This window comes from Scytonema sp. PRP1 (genome assembly GCF_036697665.2).
Lineage (GTDB): Bacteria > Cyanobacteriota > Cyanobacteriia > Cyanobacteriales > Nostocaceae > Kalymmatonema > Kalymmatonema gypsitolerans.
Window position 1 is genome coordinate 1 of record NZ_JBAHYJ020000108.1, and the last position, 21,079, is coordinate 21,079.

At 42.9% G+C, this 21,079-nt stretch carries 21 protein-coding genes; 8 read left to right on the top strand and 13 right to left on the bottom strand.

What is annotated here, in order from left to right; all coding sequences use genetic code 11:
• The 4 genes from V5G28_RS28570 to V5G28_RS28585 form a co-directional block, all read right to left on the bottom strand.
• On the bottom strand, positions 1-320 hold a 320-nt coding region (locus tag V5G28_RS28570; RefSeq protein WP_442994302.1), incomplete at its 3' end, for a molybdate ABC transporter permease subunit.
• A 645-nt stretch (positions 321-965) separates the two neighbouring features.
• Positions 966-1,757 carry a molybdate ABC transporter substrate-binding protein gene (gene modA / locus V5G28_RS28575; RefSeq protein WP_332996749.1) on the bottom strand — a complete coding sequence of 264 codons (792 nt, stop codon included), beginning with the start codon at positions 1,755-1,757 and terminating at the stop codon, positions 966-968.
• 241 nt (positions 1,758-1,998) lie between these two features.
• Positions 1,999-3,132, bottom strand: coding sequence for a homocitrate synthase (nifV, locus tag V5G28_RS28580; protein ID WP_332996752.1), 1,134 nt, complete (start codon positions 3,130-3,132; stop codon positions 1,999-2,001).
• A 492-nt stretch (positions 3,133-3,624) separates the two neighbouring features.
• The gene (locus V5G28_RS28585) at positions 3,625-4,644 is read right to left on the bottom strand and encodes a sulfate/molybdate ABC transporter ATP-binding protein (RefSeq protein WP_332996754.1); all 1,020 of its coding nucleotides are present in this window, start codon (positions 4,642-4,644) and stop codon (positions 3,625-3,627) included.
• Between the two features lie 74 nt (positions 4,645-4,718).
• Here V5G28_RS28585 and V5G28_RS28590 point away from each other — a divergent pair, with 74 nt between their 5' ends.
• On the top strand, positions 4,719-5,306 hold the full coding sequence (locus V5G28_RS28590; protein WP_332996756.1) for a Crp/Fnr family transcriptional regulator: 588 nt from the start codon (positions 4,719-4,721) through the stop codon (positions 5,304-5,306).
• An 11-nt stretch (positions 5,307-5,317) separates the two neighbouring features.
• Here V5G28_RS28590 and V5G28_RS28595 read toward each other — a convergent pair whose 3' ends face one another.
• From V5G28_RS28595 to V5G28_RS28620, 6 genes are all read right to left on the bottom strand, one after another.
• The gene (locus V5G28_RS28595) at positions 5,318-5,608 is read right to left on the bottom strand and encodes an NIL domain-containing protein (protein WP_332996758.1); all 291 of its coding nucleotides are present in this window, start codon (positions 5,606-5,608) and stop codon (positions 5,318-5,320) included.
• Between the two features lie 202 nt (positions 5,609-5,810).
• Entirely contained in the window at positions 5,811-6,077 is a 267-nt protein-coding gene (locus V5G28_RS28600) for an NIL domain-containing protein (RefSeq protein ID WP_332996761.1), read from the bottom strand.
• Between the two features lie 27 nt (positions 6,078-6,104).
• A complete protein-coding gene (cysW, locus tag V5G28_RS28605; RefSeq protein ID WP_332996763.1) occupies positions 6,105-6,995 on the bottom strand; it encodes a sulfate ABC transporter permease subunit CysW in 891 nt (296 codons plus the stop codon).
• Complete coding sequence (gene cysT / locus V5G28_RS28610) at positions 6,982-7,866, bottom strand: sulfate ABC transporter permease subunit CysT (RefSeq protein ID WP_332996765.1); 885 nt, start codon at positions 7,864-7,866, stop codon at positions 6,982-6,984. Before cysT ends, cysW begins: the two co-directional genes overlap by 14 nt.
• A 76-nt stretch (positions 7,867-7,942) precedes the next feature.
• The gene (locus V5G28_RS28615; RefSeq protein WP_332996807.1) at positions 7,943-9,088 is read right to left on the bottom strand and encodes a sulfate ABC transporter substrate-binding protein; all 1,146 of its coding nucleotides are present in this window, start codon (positions 9,086-9,088) and stop codon (positions 7,943-7,945) included.
• A 183-nt stretch (positions 9,089-9,271) separates the two neighbouring features.
• Complete coding sequence (locus tag V5G28_RS28620) at positions 9,272-10,045, bottom strand: class II glutamine amidotransferase (protein ID WP_332996767.1); 774 nt, start codon at positions 10,043-10,045, stop codon at positions 9,272-9,274.
• Positions 10,046-10,575: 530 nt separating this feature from the next.
• On the opposite strand from V5G28_RS28620, the gene V5G28_RS28625 reads away from it, so the two are divergent.
• On the top strand, positions 10,576-11,688 hold the full coding sequence (locus V5G28_RS28625; protein WP_332996769.1) for a sulfate ABC transporter substrate-binding protein: 1,113 nt from the start codon (positions 10,576-10,578) through the stop codon (positions 11,686-11,688).
• A 290-nt stretch (positions 11,689-11,978) separates the two neighbouring features.
• On the opposite strand, the gene V5G28_RS28630 is transcribed toward V5G28_RS28625, so the two are convergent.
• From V5G28_RS28630 to V5G28_RS28640, 3 genes are all read right to left on the bottom strand, one after another.
• Positions 11,979-12,617, bottom strand: coding sequence for a hypothetical protein (locus V5G28_RS28630; RefSeq protein ID WP_332996771.1), 639 nt, complete (start codon positions 12,615-12,617; stop codon positions 11,979-11,981).
• 566 nt (positions 12,618-13,183) lie between these two features.
• Entirely contained in the window at positions 13,184-13,897 is a 714-nt protein-coding gene (locus V5G28_RS28635; protein WP_332996773.1) for a cadmium resistance transporter, read from the bottom strand.
• Between the two features lie 47 nt (positions 13,898-13,944).
• Positions 13,945-14,568, bottom strand: coding sequence for a DUF1003 domain-containing protein (locus tag V5G28_RS28640; protein WP_332996774.1), 624 nt, complete (start codon positions 14,566-14,568; stop codon positions 13,945-13,947).
• A gap of 189 nt (positions 14,569-14,757) precedes the next feature.
• Here V5G28_RS28640 and V5G28_RS28645 point away from each other — a divergent pair, with 189 nt between their 5' ends.
• The 6 genes from V5G28_RS28645 to prmC all read left to right on the top strand — a co-directional run bounded on the left by V5G28_RS28645 (position 14,758) and on the right by prmC (position 21,055).
• A complete protein-coding gene (locus V5G28_RS28645) occupies positions 14,758-14,991 on the top strand; it encodes a zinc ribbon domain-containing protein (RefSeq protein ID WP_332996776.1) in 234 nt (77 codons plus the stop codon).
• 238 nt (positions 14,992-15,229) lie between these two features.
• Positions 15,230-16,927, top strand: coding sequence for a CHASE3 domain-containing protein (locus tag V5G28_RS28650; protein ID WP_332996778.1), 1,698 nt, complete (start codon positions 15,230-15,232; stop codon positions 16,925-16,927).
• Between the two features lie 23 nt (positions 16,928-16,950).
• Positions 16,951-17,604 carry a response regulator gene (locus V5G28_RS28655; protein WP_096570624.1) on the top strand — a complete coding sequence of 218 codons (654 nt, stop codon included), beginning with the start codon at positions 16,951-16,953 and terminating at the stop codon, positions 17,602-17,604.
• A gap of 537 nt (positions 17,605-18,141) precedes the next feature.
• Positions 18,142-18,996, top strand: coding sequence for a hypothetical protein (locus V5G28_RS28660; RefSeq protein WP_332996781.1), 855 nt, complete (start codon positions 18,142-18,144; stop codon positions 18,994-18,996).
• 143 nt (positions 18,997-19,139) lie between these two features.
• On the top strand, positions 19,140-20,081 hold the full coding sequence (locus V5G28_RS28665; RefSeq protein WP_332996784.1) for a fatty acid desaturase family protein: 942 nt from the start codon (positions 19,140-19,142) through the stop codon (positions 20,079-20,081).
• 62 nt (positions 20,082-20,143) lie between these two features.
• On the top strand, positions 20,144-21,055 hold the full coding sequence (gene prmC / locus V5G28_RS28670; protein ID WP_332996785.1) for a peptide chain release factor N(5)-glutamine methyltransferase: 912 nt from the start codon (positions 20,144-20,146) through the stop codon (positions 21,053-21,055).
• Positions 21,056-21,079 lie beyond the last annotated feature (24 nt).

Below are 21,079 nucleotides of genomic sequence, written 5' to 3' on the forward strand. Positions count from 1 at the left end.
GCAGTTTTATACATTAATGGAAAGGCAACCACTGTGGCAGCGATCGCCGCACCATACCAGGTAAAAACGACACTAAAGCCCAAAGGCTCCATGAGTTTCCCCACGGGACCATTTTTGCCAAACAGCAGTAGCAACAAAAAGCCAACGACCGTGGGAGGTAAAATCAGAGGAGCAACGAAGATTCCCTCAATCAAACATTTCCCTTTTCCTCGATATCCCAGCATCCAATAGGCAGCAGCAATACCTATAAAAAAGGTAATAAATGTTGCAAATATGGAGGTTTTTAGCGATATCCATAGAGGGGAAAGGTCAAGAGGCATAAGTCATTCAAAATTTAAAAAGTAACACCCATTGAGACAGACTCAGAATTCGTGTCTTGCTTTTTGGCAGAATTTTAGTTTCTGATAAATTGACTAACCACCAACTTAATAATAAATAAGTTGGTAAGAAATTCATATATACAGTTAGACAGTTTTCAACGACATTCAAAAGGTAAATGAGGTCGAGTGACATTTTATCTACTCATTCTGTAACCGTACTTAAAAATAAAAAAGTATAAATAAAAACATTTTTATCAGATTTGTCTATTTTACCGATGGTAGCCCAATGAGATAGCCTAAAATTTTCATCATGTTGGGGAGTAGGGAATGGACTGTAAAAAATTTCCAATCTCCACTCCTCACTTACCACTTACTCGCTTGATACGCCAGTTAAATCTGCAACAGTTTAACGGCTTGTTGCTGGTACTTTTGATGCTTGCCCTTCGGGTATCTCCTCCGGAGAGGCTGCGCCAACACCAGTCGCCTAGGTCGGGAGACCCCTTCGGGTATCTCCTGAGCCTGCGGCACGGCTGCGCCGAACGGAGACGCTACGCGTTCGCCCTTGGCGTGCGCTTTGCGCTTACGCCAGTTGCCTCTGTTGGGAAACCCTCCTGCAGCACTGGTCTCACCTCCTGCAGCGCTGGTTCACACAATAAACCCATATTTGTTTAGTACAGTCTTAGCTGGATCACTAGATAAAAACTGGACAAACTCCTTGGCTGCGTTAACATTTTTACTGCTTTTAAGCACTGCCATAGGGTAAACAATCGGGGAGTGGTATTTATCGTCAACAACGACGGCGACTTTCACCTTATCAGAGATTTTGGCATCGGAGGCATAAACCAGACCTGCATCGGCGTTGCCACTTTCTACTGATGTTAAGACTTGACGTACATTGTTAGCCAAGACCAATTTGCTCTTGATCTTGTCATAAATGTTCAATTTCTGCAAAACTTGCTCGGCATATTGCCCAGCTGGGACACTCCTGGGTTCGCCGATCGCAATTTTCTTCACCTTGGGATCTGCCAATGTGTTGAAGCTGGTGACACCTGTAGAGTTACTGGGTACAACCAAAACCAGACGGTTATTCGCTAGGTTGGCAAGGGTACCCGGAACCAGCAAGCCTTTTTGCTCCAAAGCATCCATTTGCTTTTTTGCAGCAGAGATAAAAACATCTGCGGGTGCGCCTTGCTCAATTTGTTGCTGTAAGGCACCGGAAGCGCCAAAGTTATAGCTTATGTTGACACCCGGTTTACTTTGTTGGTAAAGAGTATTAATTTCCCCTAGCGCATCTTTGAGGCTGGCAGCAGCAGATACAAGTAGGTTGCCGTTTGACTGTGCTATGACAGGAGATGGATCAAACAATCGCAAGCCAATTGCAAGCAACAAGCTAGCAACTGCAATGCTTATAAAGGCAAAAAGTTGTCTTCTTTTCATAGTGGGACTTACAAAGATCCTCTTTTGATGAAATTACGGTTGGTACAATCTTACCAACCTAACCCCTCCATTACCAATCAATTTGGTATGATGCCTAGAAAAGAACAACGATGGGTCAGATTTCAAACTTTAAAGGAGGAGCGCAGACTTCTCTTTGGAGTTCTCAAAGCAGTCTCAGCGTACAAAGACCGAGATTCTGCGGGAAGGTGATAACTATCGCCCAACCGACCAGCATTCTAATTCAAAGATGTACCTGCAAATGTCCCTGTGCTTGTGCTAACTGCAAAAGTTCTTGTGTCGTGAGGCTACGTTTTTTCTCTACCGACTCTTTGCGTACCGCCTCCAACACAGACTGGGTTTGTTCTTTGTTGAGAATGATACCGTACTGCTGTAGTACGCTCGATAGCAATGCCCCACCAGAATGTTTACCCACAACCAAACGCCGCTCCCACCCTACCTCTTCGGGAGCAAATGGCTCATAAGTGCTCGGATTTTGCAACACACCGTGGGCATGAATTCCGGATTCATGAGCGAAGGTATTTTCACCAACAATTGCCTTCCAAGGCGGTACATTGGCACCTGATGCCGCTGCGACAAGTCGCGAGACTTCCAACAGACCAGAAGTGTCAATACCCAAATCAATGCCGTGAATGCATTTGAGAGCCATGACAACTTCTTCTAATGCTGCATTTCCGGCTCGTTCGCCTAACCCGTTTACTGTTGTATTTACTGATAAGGCTCCTGCTTTGATACCAGCAAGGGCATTGGCAGTTGCTAAACCAAAATCATTGTGGGTGTGCATTTCCACAGGAATCGACAATGCCATCACCAATTGCTTAACTTTATCGTAAGTCGTGAAAGGGTCGAGAATGCCTACGGTGTCACAAAAACGAAACCGCGATGCACCCCATTCTTGAGCAGAATGTGCTACATCTTGGAGGAAGTTTTCGTCTGCTCTTGTGGAATCTTCTCCTCCCACGGATACAAACAGACCTTGATCAACAGCGAAGCTAATACTATCTTTAAGTTTTTGCAAAACCACCTGCGATTGACCGTGAAATTTCGCGGCAATTTGGATTTGGGAAACCGGAATGGAAATATGCACTCGCTTCAAGCCACAAGCAATAGAAGCCTGAATATCTGATATGACAGCGCGGTTCCACCCGAGTAGTTGTGCTTGCAAACCCAAGCCGGAAATGAGCGATATCGCTCGTTGTTCTTCCTCACCCATCGCCGGAATACCGACTTCTAACTCGTGAACGCCGATGGTGTCGAGAATAGCCGCGATCGCCACTTTCTCCTCTAAGTTAAAAGCAATACCAGCGGCTTGTTCACCATCGCGCAGTGTTGTGTCATTAATAAGAACTTGACTCATTGCCAAAATGCCTCTAACGAAAGGTGATGTATATCAAACCTCGTGCATCATGAACTGCTTACACCATTACCCATGAAAACTTATTAATCCCCCTCCTTGCTTGCGCTTAGGGGGTAGGGGGTGGGTTTTTTCAAGTCTGCTCGGTACAAATCAAGTTCACTCGTTAAGGCTGTCATTATTCTAGAGCGAGGATTTCAGGCGTTGTTACAAATCTTTATATAGCTCTATTCAAAAGTATTTTTTAATGCGGCGTGAATTTCAGCGTGTTTCCTACAGAGGAGCGAGCTCTAACGCGCAGCGTGCGTCTCTGACGCGAGGACTCTCCCAGAATCGGCTTTAACTGCCAGATTTTCCCTCAATTGTATCTTAATTCCAACGCCGAGCCATCTGGCTCGGCGTTGAAGTTTTTGCACAAATTTTTTAACACAGCCTTTGGGAAATCTCCACTTGTACTGCTAAGCAGTCAAGTGGCGTAGGTTACACTGCTTTGGCTCAATTCATCGCATAAGTAGGAAATACCTTTGCCTGCTTGGATTTAATATAAACACGCTGCTCCTCTCTAATGTTGAGCTTAGTAAAATGCTCCCGGCTGAGGAAAGCAGTTAGTGTTTCACCAGACTTGAGAACCAACTCGACCCGAATTTCCCAACCTAAGTTAATAATGCGATACACTTTGGCAGGCGCAGTATCCTCAGCAGGACTCGTGTGAATCAGAATGTCATGAGGGCGCAAAAATACCTGCTCGTTGGTGCGAAGGGTTAAATCGCTGTCTGGCAGAATACCAGTATTACTAGGAAGAACATTCACTGGACCAATAAAACTCATCACAAAAGGTGATGCTGGCTGGTCATAAATCTCCGCAGAGCTACCAATTTGCTCTACCCGACCATGATTCATCACCACAATTTGGTCTGCAACTTCCATCGCTTCTTCTTGGTCGTGGGTGACAAGTACAGTTGTTACATGAACGTCTTCATGCAATTTTCGTAACTGCGCCCTTAATTCTTTACGGACTTTAGCATCTAACGCTCCAAATGGTTCATCCAACAACAATATGCTCGGCTGAACCGCCAATGATCTTGCAAGCGCCACCCGTTGGCGTTGACCTCCAGAGAGTTGGGAAGGATAGCGATCGCCAAATCCCCGCAACTGCACTAACTCCAAAAGTTCCTCGACTCGCGCCTGAATCTTACTTTTGGGAACCTTACGGATTTCCAATGGAAAACCGATGTTCTGGCGCACCGTTAGGTGTTTAAATAAAGCGTAATGCTGAAATACAAAGCCTATGTGGCGGTCTTGCACAGACTTATAAGTCGCATTTTCACCAATCAGCCAGATTTCACCGGAATCAGGAGTTTCTAACCCCGCAATCATCCGTAACAAAGTTGATTTTCCTGAGCCAGAAGGTCCTAACAGCGCCACAAGAGACCCTGTTTTCACTTCTAAACTCACATTGTCAACAGCATGGAAAGAACCGTACTGTTTAGTTATATTCTCAACTACAATGCCCATAGTATATCCTCCCGGAAATTGATATAGTTATAAACTACGGTTAGTTTATCGGAAAAATGGTATTTCAGACAACAATGACTATTTCATCTCGTTTTCCTCATCCATCTGGTCAAAACACTAAACACACCTTTAAGCCGCGTTCATTCTTGCCAGTACGGCAAAATAGTCTGTGGAAAATTGAAACAGGAGTTGTGCGGATTGTCACTTGGCATGAAGACGGTACACTTGTCACTTTAGGAGTTTGGGGAGCCGGAGATATTGTTGGTCAAGCATTTTCTAAGGTAGAACCATATCAGATTGAGTCTCTTACTAAAGTAGAGGCGACAATCTTGCCTTTAGAAGGGTGGTTTCCATTAACAGATGTTATGCTTGCCCACATTCAACAGGCGGAAGAACTGATGGTTATTCGTAGCTATAAAACGGTGGAAATTATGCTCATTAAACTTTTGGCTTGGTTAGGCAAAAAATTTGGTCGAGAAGTAGAAACTGGACATTTAATTGATTTGCGCCTCACTCATCAAGACATTGCTGATATGCTCAATTCAACTCGCGTGACAATCACACGTATCCTCACTCAATTAGAGGAACAGGGCTTGATTTCTCGTCTCCCCCTGCATCGGATTGTCTTGAAACAAGAAGAACTTTGGCATTATGAAATTTAGTTTCAGACATATCAGCAATACCAGCTATCTCCATCAGCGTTTGGCTTACCTACAATTTTTAGATTTAAAGATTCCAGGTAAGCCAAACCGTGCCTAATTTGTGGCACAGTTCCACGAATTTCTAAATCAAAGCGTCCTTCTCCATTAGTATGTTTTCCCAGCATTGCCCCCGTAATATTAACGACTAAACCGTGAATGGCAATCAGCCGAGAAATCACAGGTTCCTGCTGGTAACGTCCGGGAATATGTAGGCGTAGGCGCATCTTTGTGGTATTGCTGCTTTTAAAAGCTGGTGCAACCATAGAAATTAAGAATGAAGAATTAAGAATGAAAGGAGAAAAAATTAATCATAGATAAAAACTTCATACTTCTAAAGCCTTGTTGGGATGTGTGGAAGCGAGGGTGCTTTCAAGCCTGGGAGGAAACACGACTCAGGCAATTTTAAGCGCATTTATTTATGGGGATACCGAACCTGCGTTCTGTGTTCTGTGTTCTTCTTAAATTTCACCAACTCGCTGTATCGATGTCATGCCAAATTTCCAAATCTAAGTCATTGATGTAAGTCAGCGCACTCTCAATTTGTGTAGAAGTTCCCTGTAAATCCAGGTCAAACCAACCATCTCCAATACCATTGGCTCCCAATATAGCAGCAGTGATATTCACAGTGAGACCGTAGTTTGACACCAGGCGAGAAATGACAGGTTCCTGGTGATAGTCTTTTGGAATTCTCAACCGAATTCGTTTGTGGGTAAGCTGATCGTCTGAAACCATAGCTGATATCGGTTCACTTGCCATCTTTTAATGTTTCGCTTTGATGCCTGCTTTGCGTTCTAAAAACTCTTTAAGCACCAAAGTCACAACTGCTAGCAGCGTTAACACAACAGCAACTGAGAAGGCTGCTTCAGTTTCATACTGTTTGTAAGCGTCTTCCACGTATAATGGTAAGCTTTGAGTTTTCCGGGCAATGTTTCCAGAGACGACTGCGATCGCACCAAATTCACCCATGGATCTGGCATTGGTCAAAATCACCCCGTAGAGTAGCCCCCAACGAATATTCGGTAGAGTTACGCGCCAAAATATCTGCCAATCTTTCGCACCTAGTGTTCTGGCTGCTTCTTCTTGGTCGTTACCTAACTCCTCAAGAATGGGGATCACTTCGCGGGCGACAAACGGCAAACTCACAAATGCTGTAGCCAGCACCATACCTGGAAAAGCAAAGACGACCTTAATATCAAGTGCCTGTAACCAAGGACCAAACCACCCATTTCGCCCGTAGAGGAGCACAATCATCAATCCCGCAACCACAGGCGAGATTGAAAACGGCAGGTCAATAATACTCAAAAGAAGAGCGCGACCTGGGAAGCTATTGCGGGCGATCGCCATAGCTGCACATAAACCAAACACCGTATTTATTGGTACAGTAATAATAGCTAGTATTAATGTTAACCAGGCTGCATGAGTAAATTCTGGGCGCGTCAGATTGGAGAAAAACACACCAATCCCTTTATGGAAAGCTTGAACAAAGACATTGAGCGCAGGAAGGTACAGCACTAAAGTTAAATACAACACTGCTACTCCAATGAGAATAGCTGGAGCCAAACTCTTAGGCTTAATTTGCTTTTGATTGCTTGGCTGTGATGTCGCTGTATGAAAGTGTGGTTGCACAAAACCATCATTATTTGACGTCATATCTTCTTCCCCAAGCTTGTAACATATTGATTCCCAGCAGTATCAACAGAGAAATGACCAGTAGTACTATGCCAATGACAGTGGCACCGGAATAGTCATACTGTTCCAATCTTTGGAAAATGAGTACAGGTGCGATCAAATCTTTGAAAGGAGTATTGGAAGCGATAATTACAGTCGAACCATACTCCCCAACTGCACGTGCAAAACCTAAGGCAACACCAGTCAAAATAGAGGGTAACAACGGTGGCAAAATCACTTTGGTGAAAGTTTGCCATTGAGACGCACCTAAGCTCCAAGCTGCTTCTTCTATTTCCTTTTCCATTTCCATAAGGACTGGTTGCACCGTCCGTACCACAAAAGGTAACGAGATGAATATCATTGCTACCCCCACGCCCAAGCGGGTAAAAGAGACCTTAATCCCAAACGGTGCCACTAGTGAGCCAATCCAACCATTATCGCTGTAGACTGTTGCTAAGGTTAGCCCTGCCACCGCAGTTGGTAAGGAAAATGGGAGGTCCACGGTGGCATCAAGCACCCGTTTGAAGGGAAATTGATAGCGGACGAGAACCCAAGCAATCAGAGTTCCAAAGAAACCATTGATCAGGGCGGCTCCTATGGCTGTAACAAAAGTCACCTCATATGTTGCTAATGCGAGTGGATTAGTCGCGATTTCCCAAAACCGAGCAGGAGGTTCACTACTTGCCTTCAGCAACATAGCAAGTATTGGGATGAACAACATCACGGTCAGGTATGCGAACGTAATCCGCCATGTCCAAGGAATATTAGACAAATCACGCAGGTACTTTTTCCAACCCTGAGGTTTTTGACGAATAAGTTTTTGCTGACGTGATGGAGGTGAAGATAGAGCCATAAGTGGTAAGGAAGTAAGGAAAGTTGGGGAGCAGTTGCTAATGACCAATGACTAATGACCAATGACTAATGACGATTTATCTTTTTGATTGAATTTGGTCAAAAACTGCACCATCTGCAAAAAATTTCTTTTGGACAGCATCCCATCCGCCGTAGTCACTCACTGTCCCTAAGTTTTTAACTTTGGGATATTTGTCTGCGAGTTGTTTCGTCTGTGCTGTTTCCTCTACAGGTCGAAATCCGACTTTGGCAAACTCCTGTTGTGCTTCCGGTGTATACAGGTATTTGACAAAAGCTTCAGCAACTTCACGGACACCGTGTTTATCGACATTCTTGTCTACAATTGCGATTGGATTGTCGATGGAGATGTTTACATCAGGAATCAGGTAATCTACTTTTTCGCCCTTTTGTTGCGCCAGAACAATTTCGTTTTCGTAGTTGATCAAAGCATCTCCTTGGCTCCGTTTAGCAAAGATATCAGTTGCTTCACGAGCATCTTTTGTCAAGATAGGGACATTTTTGTAAACTTTTGTCACAAACTCTAGTGCTTTTTGGTCTGTTCCACCAGTTTTGATTACTGAATTCCAAAGCGCTAAAAAATTCCAGCGAGCGATACCAGAAGTTTTGGGGTCAGCAGTAATGAGTTTTACATCATCCTTTGCCAAATCTGCCCAAGTTTTGATGCCTTTTGGATTACCTGGACGAGTGACTAATGCGGCAACAGATTTAGAGACAATGCCATTATTGGGAAATTCCTTCTCCCATCCTGGCGAAATTAATCCAGCCTTCTCAATTTTTTGGGTATCTAAGGCAAGTGCCAAGTGAACAATATCTGCTTCCAAACCATCAATCACAGCACGAGTTTGAGAACCAGACCCTCCGTAGCTTTGCTCGAAGGAGACATTTTGATTATGTTCTTTCTTCCATTGTTCGACAAATTTTGGAATAATAGCATCGTGAGCTGCTTTAGTGACAGCAAACGAAACAAGAGTGACTTTCACATCCTGCTTATTGGCAGACACAGGAGTTGCGGTGGAACCACCTGCATCAGTGCTACTGGAAGAATTACTCGCGCCGTTACTACAAGCAGCGATCGCTACACTCAAGCTTACTCCTACCAAAAACAGTGATAGAAAGCCTTTTATAGAATTAAGCCTAAATTTATTAGTAATTTTTAAGAATATTTGCCGTGACTGTTTCAAAAGATGGTGCCAAAAACCCATGTTATTTTCCCCTGACATCTTAAGCCATACCCCAGTAATCTTACGGTATATCTGTGAACTCACCGGAATTATAGTTTATTGTAAGAGATAATACTTACAAGCAGCTAAAAAAGCAAGAGAAAATCTTCACTTTCTTGATGGGAAAAGTGAAGATTTTTAGAATACTTCAATTGTAAGAACCAGTTATTCAAACTTTTGGGGGAAGCCGTCTTGAAATACGAGCAGTTCTCCGGGTAGGATTTGCGTCCAAACCTCGTTGTCAGTCAGGGGAGTGGTGGCGATAACAGCAACGCGATCGCTCGGAGTCGTCAATTCACTAAAATCAACAGTTACGTCTTGGTCAATTAAATGAGCAGCCGCAAAAGGCGCTTGACGTACAATGTAACTGAGTTTTGTCGAACAGTGAGCAAAAAAATGTTCACCATCCGAAAGCAAGTAGTTAAAAATACCCTTTTCTGCTAAAGGTTGAGTGACATCCCTGAGGACTGAGTAAAGTTCCTTCAAAGGAGGCTTACTGTGAGGGAAGCATTTTCTGAGATGATCCAGTATCAGACAAAAAGCTTTTTCACTATCTGTCTTACCCACAGGTTGATAAAAGTTCAGATCCTGAGGATGAAAATCTGGCAAATCTCCGTTGTGCGCAAAGACCCAGTACCTTCCCCACAACTCACGACGGAAGGGATGGCAGTTTTCCAAAACCACTTCACCCTGAGTTGCTTTGCGGATATGGGCAATCACATGAGTAGAGTGGATGGGATAGTGTCGCACCAACTCAGCTACAGGAGAAAAGACGGAGGGCTTATCATCTAACAAAATTCGACATCCTTTCCCTTCAAAGAAAGCAATACCCCAACCATCGCGATGGTCGTCAGTTTTTCCTCCTCGCGCCGAAAAGCCCTCAAAAGAAAAGCAAATATCGGTTGGGACGTTACAATTCATTCCCAGCAGTTGGCACATGGATATTGAAACTCTGAACTTGAGACTAGTGGCTGTGGGATCAAGATAATCTAAAATAGCTCAATTGATCTGGCATGAATGTTTCATTCTACAAAAATTCACTGTCTCATTCCGCAATTTTCTGAGGAATACAGACTGAAGCGACATTCTTAAAAAACTAACTTTATGGCTAATTTTTCGTATCAAAAATAATGTATGTAGATATTACGCAAGCGTTGTTTTCAAGCAAGAAGTTTTTTACATCAGTTTTTGTAATATTCTTAAGTGTAAATACCCTTGACAAAGCCGCTATCACCTCAAACTGTCACGGAGGGAAACGGGAAATTCTTCACCTGTTTCCACACCCTACTCAGTCAATCAACCCCCTATAGTAATAAATTTTCCAAATTTAATCTTAATAAATTAATTTTGCAAGTATTAAGCAGCACAGATACTTGATTTTTGTATTGCTATATGAAATTGTATTAAATCAATAAACAGACATTTTTCCATCGAATAACCGTATATTGAATTGTGAGGAGTCCGAAATCATGCATCTGTTTAACGCTTTGAAATCTTTGTTGAAACCGTCGCAAAAGTCTTCAACCCGCACCCGCACCCTGTTCATTGCTGCTGGTTTGAGCATCAGTGCCGCCGTACCCGTCTATGCTGGAATTACCTTGCAAAACCCGGCTTCTAGCAGGAAACCTGAACTCATCAGTCAGAACCAAAAACCAGTTGAATTAACTCTGGTTTCCTACGCTGTAACTAAAGAGGCTTACTCAAGAATCATTCCTCTGTTTGTAAAAAAGTGGAAGCAAGAGCGTAAGCAGGACGTCAGTATTCGCGAAAGTTACGGCGGTTCTGGTTCCCAAGCACGAGCAGTCATTGATGGCTTAGAAGCAGATGTAGTAGCGCTAGCCCTAGGACTGGATATAAACCAAATCCAGAAGGCAGGTTTAATCGGTCCCGGCTGGGAAAAAGAGGCTCCTAATAATGCGATCGTCACTAAGTCAGTGATTGCGTTGGTGACTCGTCCAGGGAATCCTAAACAAATTAAAAGCTGGGAAGACTTGGTTAAACCAGGAGTCACTGTCATCACTGCCAATCCTAAAACTTCTGGAGGTGCCCGTTGGAACTTCTTGGGACTGTGGGGTGCAGTCACTCAATCTGGAGGGAATGATGCAAAAGCCCTCGATTATGTCTCTAAGGTTTACAAAAATGTCCCTGTGCTACCAAAGGATGCGCGGGAAGCCAGTGATACTTTCTACAAGCGAAATCAAGGAGACGTGTTGTTGAACTATGAAAATGAGGAGATCCTAGCTAAACAGAAAGGTGAATCTAACAATCCCACAGTGATTCCGCAAGTCAACATTTCGATTGACGCCCCGGTTGCTGTGGTGGATAAAGTGGTGGATAAACGCGGTACTCGGCAAGTAGCGGAAGCTTTTGTCAAGTTCCTATACACACCAGAGGCACAACGGGAATTCGCCAAAGTCGGGTTTCGCCCTGTTAACTCTACAGTAGCTAGCGAAACACAGAAGCAGTACCCCAAGATTGGCAAACTCTACACAGTCGCAAACTTTGGTGGCTGGGACGCAGTTCAGAAGAAGTTCTTTGCAGATGGAACTGTTTTTGACCAAATTCAGGGAGGAAGACGTTAAATCAGTTATCAGTTATCAGTTATCAGTTATCAAGTACCCGCAGTATCAAGATGTCCCAAGTCAATCTTCTCACTGTTCACTGGTCACTGGTCACTGTTCACTGTTCACTGTTTACTGGTCACTGTTCACTGGTCACTGTTCACTGTTCACTGTTCACTGTTCACTGGTCACTGTTCACTGGTCACTGTTCACTGTTAAAAAAGGGTGTAGGGTGAGAGACTTGTTTCATCTCCACACCCTACTCCTTTTGGAGCGCAAGGCACTGCGCCCCTACATCGCCTGAAACTTAATTAATCAATCGGTGCGTTGGGAACTTGTGCGTCAATTTGCGCTTGGGACAAATTCGGCAGTGCTGGGTTCAACTCACCTGCGAGGAAAACACCAGCAGGAGGAGCATTCAATTCAATTTCGCCAGTTAATGGATTGGTTCTAGCCACTAACTGAGTTCCATCTACTATCTTGACAAATAGAGGCTGTCCTCCTTGCTCTTGATTTTCTCCAGATGGAACGCTGATACCAGCTACGTTCACACCACTTGGCAGGTAAATACCATCACAGTCCCATTCATCATCTGTCTTTTTACCATTTCCTAGGTAAAAGAGGGTGTTGACAGAACTGTATTTGCTGGGTTTGTGAGCGTAGACAGCTAGTGTTCTGCCAGTTTCATTGCGGCAAACGCCCCAGTCTTCTGTGGTTTCCATCACATATTTCTGGAACTGCAAATCAGAGATTTTCTGCTGAAGTTCCTCTGCGGTGTTGTATCCAACTGCTGACGGGTTACTCCTTGACTGTGAGAGTTGGCTGAGTTGTTGAGTGATTTGAGCATACTCAGGGCTTTTTTCCGCGATGGGGTCTGCAAAGGAAGGTTGAGCAATGACTAAGTTGACCAGCAGGAAAAGAAACACCAAAATTGCCTTAAAGATTCTCACGATTGTTCTCCTTTTCTGTTTTATGAGATTGAATCTTTTCCATTCAGGATTATGTTAGTTCGGTGGAAAAGTTTTTTTATAAGCCAAGAGATATACTTTACTATATCCAACTACTTTCGATTCAATCAAATATTGTTTTTTATCAAAATAATAAGAGTAGGTTTTGTGTAGGAATCTGAAAACTCTAACTGCATCTAGCAATCTTATTTCATTTATGAAATTTGGCTAGCCTTCAGCTCCCCGACTTCGTAAGAGTTGTCGGGGATCTTGTTTTTCACGAATCAAATCGGATTGCTATATACGAATCCTATCTAAAATGAACCACCTACGCTCAATCTGATTCTACAGCCTAGATGCAAACAGCGCGAAGAAAGAAAGGGGGAACAGTATGATAAATTTTGTTTGAAATAAATTAGGATTGCTGTTGAGCTAAGTCAAGCCATAATCAATTCATAATTTTTATTTATTTTCAAGTTAGCAATTCTTCCTTAAAGAGGATGAATGACTAAAATTTGAAATTTTGTTTCATGCTCTACACCGGACAATTTACATATCTCAACTTTTGACTAAGCTGAGGGGACGCGATCGCGCAAAGAGCTAAAACTCATCCAACCAAGAAACACAACTGCAACTGACAATACTGCTAGCGCCAAGCTGTCCAAGGCAATATACACACCTAAACCAATCAAAAGGAATGGGACTAGCGAGTTGCCGTAGCGATCAATAATCAGGGCGATTGGCTTTGCCACTGCGCTTTGCGCAATCGCCTTATTGTGAGTTAATAGGTAAGCTGCGTAGCACCAGACTGCAACTAGCACAAAAAATACACTCAGAATCACTAGCAGACTTGTGAGTTGAGTGTTGGCAAACAACGGCATATAGATTCCAACATTGTCACCACCGTTAGCAATAGTTATCGCTGCCACGCTATAGGTTTGAGGAGACAACATACGGATAGGAAAGGAAACAGAAGACCGCATTGCTGGCTGTTCATCTGAATTATCCTCTTCTAGATTTACCAGACGATTCAAACCAATGGCAATGGGTATAAAGCCAGAAACATCCATCCAAACACTTGGCAGCATGAAGTTCCCGAAAAATCCTAGTAGGCTGATAGCAACTAACACTGTAAAGCCCAGATACTGCCCTGCTACAATGTGGCGACTACGAAGCGAGGTATTCACTTGGGCAAATAGCAGGGTTAGGATAACAATATCATCAATGTTGGTAGCTACAAAGGTGGCAACACCTGCGGAGATCGCAGTTAGTAATGTACTCATTTGGTGTTCCTAAAGAGATTTGCCTTTGAAAATGTTAGGTGTTGCACTTATTCTGGTTTGCGAACCACTTTAACGACTACATTATGGGTATCCATAACTGGTTTGAGATAGATAATATTGTTCTTTTGAACTTCGATTGCAGTCGTACTATCGAATGCTTTGCTCTGGACTTGCTGTTTTGAGGTTGAACCTACATTCACTCTCACTTCTTGAGGATGTTGCTGTTGCTGTTCCCGCAGTTGCGCCAACTCCAAACGATGTTGTTCTTGCAAAGCATCTATTTTCTCGTGCAGGAGTTCAATACCGTATGCTGCTTTGCGGTTTATGGCGTGATCAATTTCGGCATTTTTGCGGTCTTCCTCTGACTGACGGTTTTGGCTCATAAGTACTACCGGTGCAGTGTAAGCAGAGGCAAAGGAGAAGACGAGGTTAAGCAAGATGAATGGCTGTTGGTCCCAATGCGGTACTCCAGGCATCATGTTCAAAGTAACCCATGCTCCTAGGATACCTGTCTGCACTGTGAGAAAGCTCCAAGAACCGACCTTGGCTGCCATAGCGTCAGCAAGACGCTGACCAAAAGTCGATTCATCTGGGGTTTGTGGTTGCTCTTTTTGAGGTAGTTCTACAATAGTTTTTGTGGTGTTAGTGGTAGGGGTTTTTTGAGTTTTCATGATGCATCTCCTGTCAACTGTTGTCTGAATCGATACCTGGTGAAATAGAGTTGTTGACTTGTTTGTTGTCGTATTGTCTAAGCCATCAACTCCTGAACCTAATTTTCACTTTAGGTAACCTTACAGACAGAAGCAAATGTTATTTATTCTTAAAACAATAAATAGAAGTGATGAAGGACAGGAGACAAGTTGGAATACAAAGCCCCAGCTTACGGAACCAAGCTCGACATGGTTGACCGTTGGTATCCTTCGTCTAAAATGTGTCGCAACTGTGGTCATAAACATGATGGTTTGAAATTATCTGACCGAATATTTGTTTGCCCAATCTGCACTCCCATCAAGGATAGGGACTTGCAGGCAGCAATCAATTTGGCAAAAGCCCCGGATGACATATGTAGTAGGGTAGGCTCGATCCGAACTTAACGCTTGTGGCGCAAGGTGCAAGAGCCGACTGCCCTGGTGGAAGCAAGAATTGTCAAACAATGTCGCAAAATGTGTAGTAAATAAAGAGCAGCTTTTGTATAAATCGAGTGTTAAATGTGGTGTTGATATGTTGTAAGTTTATATTTGAAGTACAGCATTTAACAGCTTGTTAGCTAGTGGCACGAACTCTTGCTTTACACCGGGCTGTAGTAACCTTTTCTGAGCAAAGAGATACAGTATGAAAAGAGCTATCAGAAAACAGCTTAGAGCAGGATTTGGGATGGTGTTGGCAGTTGTAGTTGTTAATGCTGTAATTTCGTATCAAAACACGCTCAAGGTGATTGAGAATGAGTATTGGGTAGCACACACTCATCAAGTTCTTACTGAACTTGAAAATACACTCTCGACGCTGAAGGATGCCGAGACAGGGCAACGTGGCTACGTGCTCACAGGAGATAAACATTATCTGGAACCATACTTCGCTGCACTCTCTCAAATTAATGGAAATATTAAAAATATCAGGCAATTAACTGCAGATAACTCAAGCCAGCAACGTCGGATTCTTTCTCTTGAGCGCAAGGTAGCCGAGAAACTTAACGAACTCCAAAAGACAATTGCCCTAAGGCAGGAGAAGGGAATTGAACCCGCGCAGCAAGTAGTTCTGTCTGGAAGGGGAAAGAAGCTCATGGATGATATCCGACGGCTAATTACCCAGATGGAGAAGGTAGAGAACGAATTATTGCAGCAGCGTAGTCAGGAGTCGAAAGCAAGCTTCCAAAAGATGAGTGCTACATTCTTCTTAGCAACCTTCCTGAATTTGGCGCTCTTGATTTTGCTGTACTACTTTATCAGCCGTAACATTACACAACACCAGCGAGGGGAAGAGGCACTACGGCAAAGCGAGAATCATTTGCGTACCATCATCAACGCCGAACCAGAGTGTGTAAAGCTAATTGAAGCTGACGGCTCCATACTTGAGATCAATCCTGCTGGGCTGGTCATGATTGAAGTAGAAAGCGCTGATTCCATAATTGGCAAGTCGATATACTCCTTTGTGGCGAGTAAGTACACAAAGGCGTTCCAGGCTTTCCATGAAAGTGTTTGCCAAGGGAACAAGGGCACTCTTGAGTTCGAGATCATTGGATGCAGAGGCAGCCACCGATGGATGGAAACTCATTCTGTCCCATTATGTAATCAGCAAGATGGAAAATTATTACATTTGGCAATTGGTCGCGACATCACCGAGCGCAAACGAGCAGAGAAGATACAGCAAAAGACGCAGGAACGATTGCAAATTCTTTCGCAAAAGTTGATCGAGGCGCAGGAGGCTGAGCGGCGTTATATTGCCCGTGAATTACACGATGAAATTGGTCAGGCTTTGACGGCAGTTAAAATCAATTTGCAAGGCGTACAGCATTTGTCAAGTAAAAGCGAGATTGCATTACTGCTACAAGAGAGCACAAGCATTGTTGAAGTTGCTCTGCAGCAGGTACGCAGCCTCTCGCTCGATTTGCGACCCTCATTACTTGATGATCTAGGACTGGTGGCAGCGCTACGGTGGTATGTAGATCGTCAGAGTCAACGTGGAGGAATTATCGGAGAATTTGTTGCTTCTCCTTTAGAGAGAAAACTTTTGCCGAACCTAGAAACCACATGCTTTCGTATTGTCCAAGAAGCATTGACCAACGTGGTGCGACACGCGCAAGCACAACGAGTCACCGTTGAATTACGACAGCAGGACGCCCAACTGCACTTAGTCATTAATGATGATGGTATTGGGTTTAATGTGGAGGCGGCGCGGGAACGAGCTACTCATGGTGGGAGTTTAGGTTTGCTGGGAATGGAAGAGCGTGCTCTGCTGGTAGGTAGTCAATTCAACATTGAATCCGTGCATCAGTGGGGGACTAAGATTCATGTGTGTTTCCCGTTACAATAGGCTAGATGAGTGCAGCCCCAACCATGAAACAGATTCGTGTTTTACTGGCAGACAACCATACCCTAGTGCGCGCAGGATTACGTGCATTGCTGCAAAATATTGAGGGAATAGAAGTGGTTGCAGAAGCAGGAGATGGTCATGAAGCACTGCACTTGATAGAAGTCCATCAGCCGGATGTGGTTTTGATGGATATTGCGATGCCCAAGATGAATGGGTTAGAAGCAACCTCCCGTGTGGTCAAGGACTGTCCCAAGGTGCGGGTGATTATTCTCTCTATGCACGCGAATGAAGAATACGTGTTGCAGTCATTGCGTAGAGGGGCAATGGGTTATGTGCTTAAGGACGCTGCTATTAGTGAACTAGAACTGGCACTCAGGGCGATTTCTCAAGGTGAAACCTATCTCAGCCCAGAGGTTTCAAAGCATGTGATTGGAGATTACTTGCGGCGGGTAGGTGATGAGTCTAATTGTGTTGAACAATTGACATCGCGCCAGCGAGAAATTTTGCAATTGATTGCGGAAGGGCGGACAACAAAAGAAATTGCTGAGGTATTGTATATCAGTGTCAAAACAGTCGAAACCCACCGTATGCAACTGATGAAACGCCTGGGCATTCATGATGTTGCAGGTCTAGTACGTTACGCCGTTCGTATAGGATTGGTGCTGCCTGATACTTAAATAATACTAGCCCTGAGTTGAACAGTGCGGACAAGAGCGAGACTCAGGGGTTTTCTCCTGAGAACTCAGGGTTTTCCTGATTGGGTTCTCAACTGATTTAGCGTAATTTAGGTATTAGATTGAGTGCACAAAGTACAGACTTTCCTCAAAGTCAAGCAGAAGGCATAACTGCCTTGAGTTGCAAGTTTTGCATTCAAGCAATTTACACTCTGACAGTGGTTTCCCGGTTGGAAACACACTAATAAACTGATGCCATCTGTGCGCATTCTTCTAGTAGACGACAGCGCCTTGCTTTTCTCAAATCCGCAACCCGTTTTTTAGCAATGGATAAGCGGCTGGAGGTTGTCGGGTCTGTTGTGCCCGCAACAGAAGCGCTGGAGCTGGTTCCTCTATTGTGCCCTGATTTGGTACTAATCGATTTAGCCATGCCTGAAATGATCAGAGCTAGCTTTTGAAAAATGCAGAATAGGGTTTTTACCTGAAAATTTCTGTTGAAATTTTCCATTCTAGGATAACCATAGCTTTACTAATGAAAAAATGATTACATTAGAAAATTTTCAACCTTGGCTTGATATTGACGCAATTAATGATGTAATGAAAGCAGCTTGCGTAGAGGCGGCGAAAACACCAAGAGCACTTTATCTTTTTATGCAAAGATATGTCTGCTATGGTAGAACCTTCAGTTCATCGGTACCAACCCTAGCCGGAACAATCAGTTCCAGTCATCTTTTGCAAGATCCAACCTGTTCCGTTCCAATGCACGCCGGACGTTCAATGGATGTTGCGGCAAAAGTACTTGCAGCATCTATCGAAGAATTCACAGATCCAAGAACTGGCGTTTCTCATGGCACGCTATCTTATGCTTTGCTAGACAAACTAGCTGAATATGCAAATTTATCTCAAGCAGAAATCAATACAATTTATCAGTCAGGAACTTGGCTTTCAGACATCATCTGCTATGTCAAAACAGCTTACAAAGCTGAACCTGATAGCCTTGAAAGTCTTGTCAGCGCCATTGGATTCCATGTTGCTACAGAAACTGTAGGAGATAACGAGTTTGGAATTATTAATGATGTACTTTTTTCTCAACATCGGAATAACAGTTTTGGTCGTTTTATCCGAAATAGTAAAGTCAGTTTTCAACAAGGAACAGTTAGCCCTTGGTATTGGATTGTGATTCATGGAACTTCTGATATTAAGGGAGTTGAACTAAAACACTCTGCCGAAGCTTTTGCTGCTCTTAATTATGTTGTGCGCTATTCCAACGTATCAGAACAGCAAATCATAGAATGGGCAGGACAAGGTTTTGCGGAATTTGCTTATATTCAGACCAAATTTTTTCAACAAGTTCAGCAAGAACTACGCAGTTTAGAAACAGCTTTAGCAGTTTAGTTGTAATAGTTGAAAATCTCGAAATAGCTCAAGTCATTAGAGTTGCCATATAACTACTTGTAATACTTGGTTTCAAACTCTGTTCTGAAACAGATTGTAAAAAATTTTGTGAACTAATTAGACCATATTAGAGGTAAATAATCATGCCAGAAACTAAGTTAGCTTTTGGTGACAAGGAGCTAATTGTCAAAACTACGCCAAACAAAAAAGACGAAATTCTGGACTCTTTTTTTCGGAAACTGTCAATTTTGATCGTTTTAAGTATTGGATTTATCATTGCAGTTGTGATAATTCCATATCCAGTCAAATTATTGCCTCAATTGTTGTTAGGCATGATGTTTGCACACAGTATTGAACTTGAACATGAACTCACTCATCATATAATTTTTTTCAATGAGCGTGTCAATCGTTTGGTAGGAACACTTTTAGGTCTTCCCATGTTAGTTTCTTTTTCCCTTTATAAAGCTCTACATGGTCATCATCATTCGGTATTGGGAACACCTGAAGACAAAGAAACCTTCAATTACAATTATGAGAAACTAACATCAATTTCAGGATTTATCCTTCATCTTTCTATGCTGGGGCATTACTCTGGAGTTGTTGAAAATATTTGTGCAACTTTGGTTGGTAAATTAAGGGAGGATGTATCGCCTAAAATTGCACACCGTATTCGTAATGAATATTGTCTCATAGTATGTTTGATAATTATCATGCTTGTTCTCTCAATTTTATGGCAGACAACAATTTTACTCGATACTTGGCTAATACCTTTAATTATATTTACAGGGCCAATACATGCGTTGATTGAATTACCAGAACATTTTGGCTGCGATAATCAAACAACAAATCCTTTTCACAACACTCGTACAATTCAGGCATCTAAATTTTTAATATGGTATGTAAATGGTAATAATTATCACATAGAGCATCACTTTAATCCAGCACTACCCATTAATGAATTAAGAAATTACCATAGTACAATTGTTGGCAAAATAGAGAATTTAGAATCTTCTTATTGGTCATTTTATAAGAAGTTCTTTGACAAGCTTTTTAGTAAAAAAAGTTTGTCATTAGAGAATAACTAAAACTTGATCAGTTTGCTGAATTAGAAACATTTTTATCTTTGATTATCTTTTGAGGTTGACTTATGGTGTCTGAAGTTAAAGTCCAAAAAATTTCGGGAATAGACCTGTGGCAGTGGCGTAACCAAGCAAAGCAAGAAGCACTTGCGGCTGATGTTCCTGTTGGTGAACTTGATTGGTTACTAGAAAATATTACAGGTCTTGAACATCTGGCTTTGCAATCAGAAACTTTCAAAAGCCAAGACGAAATTTTGCTTTCATCTTCCATGTCAGACGTATCTAGTCTTTGGAACAAAAGGCTGAACGATCGCGTACCTGTAGAATACTTAATTGGACTAGCTAAGTGGAGAAAATTTTCTCTATTAGTTTCTCCAGATGTGCTGATTCCACGCCCTGAAACCGAGGGGTTAATTGATATGGCAATTGCAGCTGTTAAAAACTCCTCACTAAATTTGACTCAAGGACACTGGGCAGATTTGGGTACAGGTAGTGGGGCAATTGCCATAGCACTTGCTGATGCTTTCCCTGATATTATTATTCATGCCGTTGATTGCGATGCAGCTGCTTTGAATGTAGCAAAAGCGAATGCAAAACGTTACGGAGTGGCAGATAGAATTAATTTTTATCAAGGTTCTTGGTTTGAACCATTAGCACACCTTAAAGGTAAGTTTAGTGGAATGATTGCCAATCCTCCTTATGTTCCCACTTCTTTTGCTCAAAAAATGCAACCTGAAGTGGCTTACGAACCCCAATTTGCGGTATATGGTGGCGGAGTAGACGGTCTAGAACATGTTCGTCATCTGCTTAAGTTTGCACCTGATTACCTTATTTCTGGTGGAGTATGGTTACTGGAAATGATGGTAGGTCAAGCCGAGGTAGTTACTCAACTCCTCCAAACTCAAGGAGGTTATCAAGATATTCAAATTCATATAGATTACGCAGGACGTAATCGATTGGCTAGTGCAAGCCGGATTTAAGTCGAAGCATTTCTAATAACAAGC

What these genes read in the sequence shown, in the direction of transcription:
- modA (WP_332996749.1), bottom strand. Translation starts at nt 1,757, where the DNA reads ATGAAAAGAAGACAACTTTTTGCCTTTATAAGCATTGCAGTTGCTAGC.
- nifV (WP_332996752.1), bottom strand. Translation starts at nt 3,132, where the DNA reads ATGAGTCAAGTTCTTATTAATGACACAACACTGCGCGATGGTGAACAA.
- V5G28_RS28585 (WP_332996754.1), bottom strand. Translation starts at nt 4,644, where the DNA reads ATGGGCATTGTAGTTGAGAATATAACTAAACAGTACGGTTCTTTCCAT.
- V5G28_RS28590 (WP_332996756.1), top strand. Translation starts at nt 4,719, where the DNA reads ATGACTATTTCATCTCGTTTTCCTCATCCATCTGGTCAAAACACTAAA.
- V5G28_RS28595 (WP_332996758.1), bottom strand. Translation starts at nt 5,608, where the DNA reads ATGGTTGCACCAGCTTTTAAAAGCAGCAATACCACAAAGATGCGCCTA.
- V5G28_RS28600 (WP_332996761.1), bottom strand. Translation starts at nt 6,077, where the DNA reads ATGGTTTCAGACGATCAGCTTACCCACAAACGAATTCGGTTGAGAATT.
- cysW (WP_332996763.1), bottom strand. Translation starts at nt 6,995, where the DNA reads ATGACGTCAAATAATGATGGTTTTGTGCAACCACACTTTCATACAGCG.
- cysT (WP_332996765.1), bottom strand. Translation starts at nt 7,866, where the DNA reads ATGGCTCTATCTTCACCTCCATCACGTCAGCAAAAACTTATTCGTCAA.
- V5G28_RS28615 (WP_332996807.1), bottom strand. Translation starts at nt 9,088, where the DNA reads ATGGGTTTTTGGCACCATCTTTTGAAACAGTCACGGCAAATATTCTTA.
- V5G28_RS28620 (WP_332996767.1), bottom strand. Translation starts at nt 10,045, where the DNA reads ATGTGCCAACTGCTGGGAATGAATTGTAACGTCCCAACCGATATTTGC.
- V5G28_RS28625 (WP_332996769.1), top strand. Translation starts at nt 10,576, where the DNA reads ATGCATCTGTTTAACGCTTTGAAATCTTTGTTGAAACCGTCGCAAAAG.
- V5G28_RS28635 (WP_332996773.1), bottom strand. Translation starts at nt 13,897, where the DNA reads ATGAGTACATTACTAACTGCGATCTCCGCAGGTGTTGCCACCTTTGTA.
- V5G28_RS28640 (WP_332996774.1), bottom strand. Translation starts at nt 14,568, where the DNA reads ATGAAAACTCAAAAAACCCCTACCACTAACACCACAAAAACTATTGTA.
- V5G28_RS28650 (WP_332996778.1), top strand. Translation starts at nt 15,230, where the DNA reads ATGAAAAGAGCTATCAGAAAACAGCTTAGAGCAGGATTTGGGATGGTG.
- V5G28_RS28655 (WP_096570624.1), top strand. Translation starts at nt 16,951, where the DNA reads ATGAAACAGATTCGTGTTTTACTGGCAGACAACCATACCCTAGTGCGC.
- V5G28_RS28660 (WP_332996781.1), top strand. Translation starts at nt 18,142, where the DNA reads ATGATTACATTAGAAAATTTTCAACCTTGGCTTGATATTGACGCAATT.
- V5G28_RS28665 (WP_332996784.1), top strand. Translation starts at nt 19,140, where the DNA reads ATGCCAGAAACTAAGTTAGCTTTTGGTGACAAGGAGCTAATTGTCAAA.
- prmC (WP_332996785.1), top strand. Translation starts at nt 20,144, where the DNA reads ATGGTGTCTGAAGTTAAAGTCCAAAAAATTTCGGGAATAGACCTGTGG.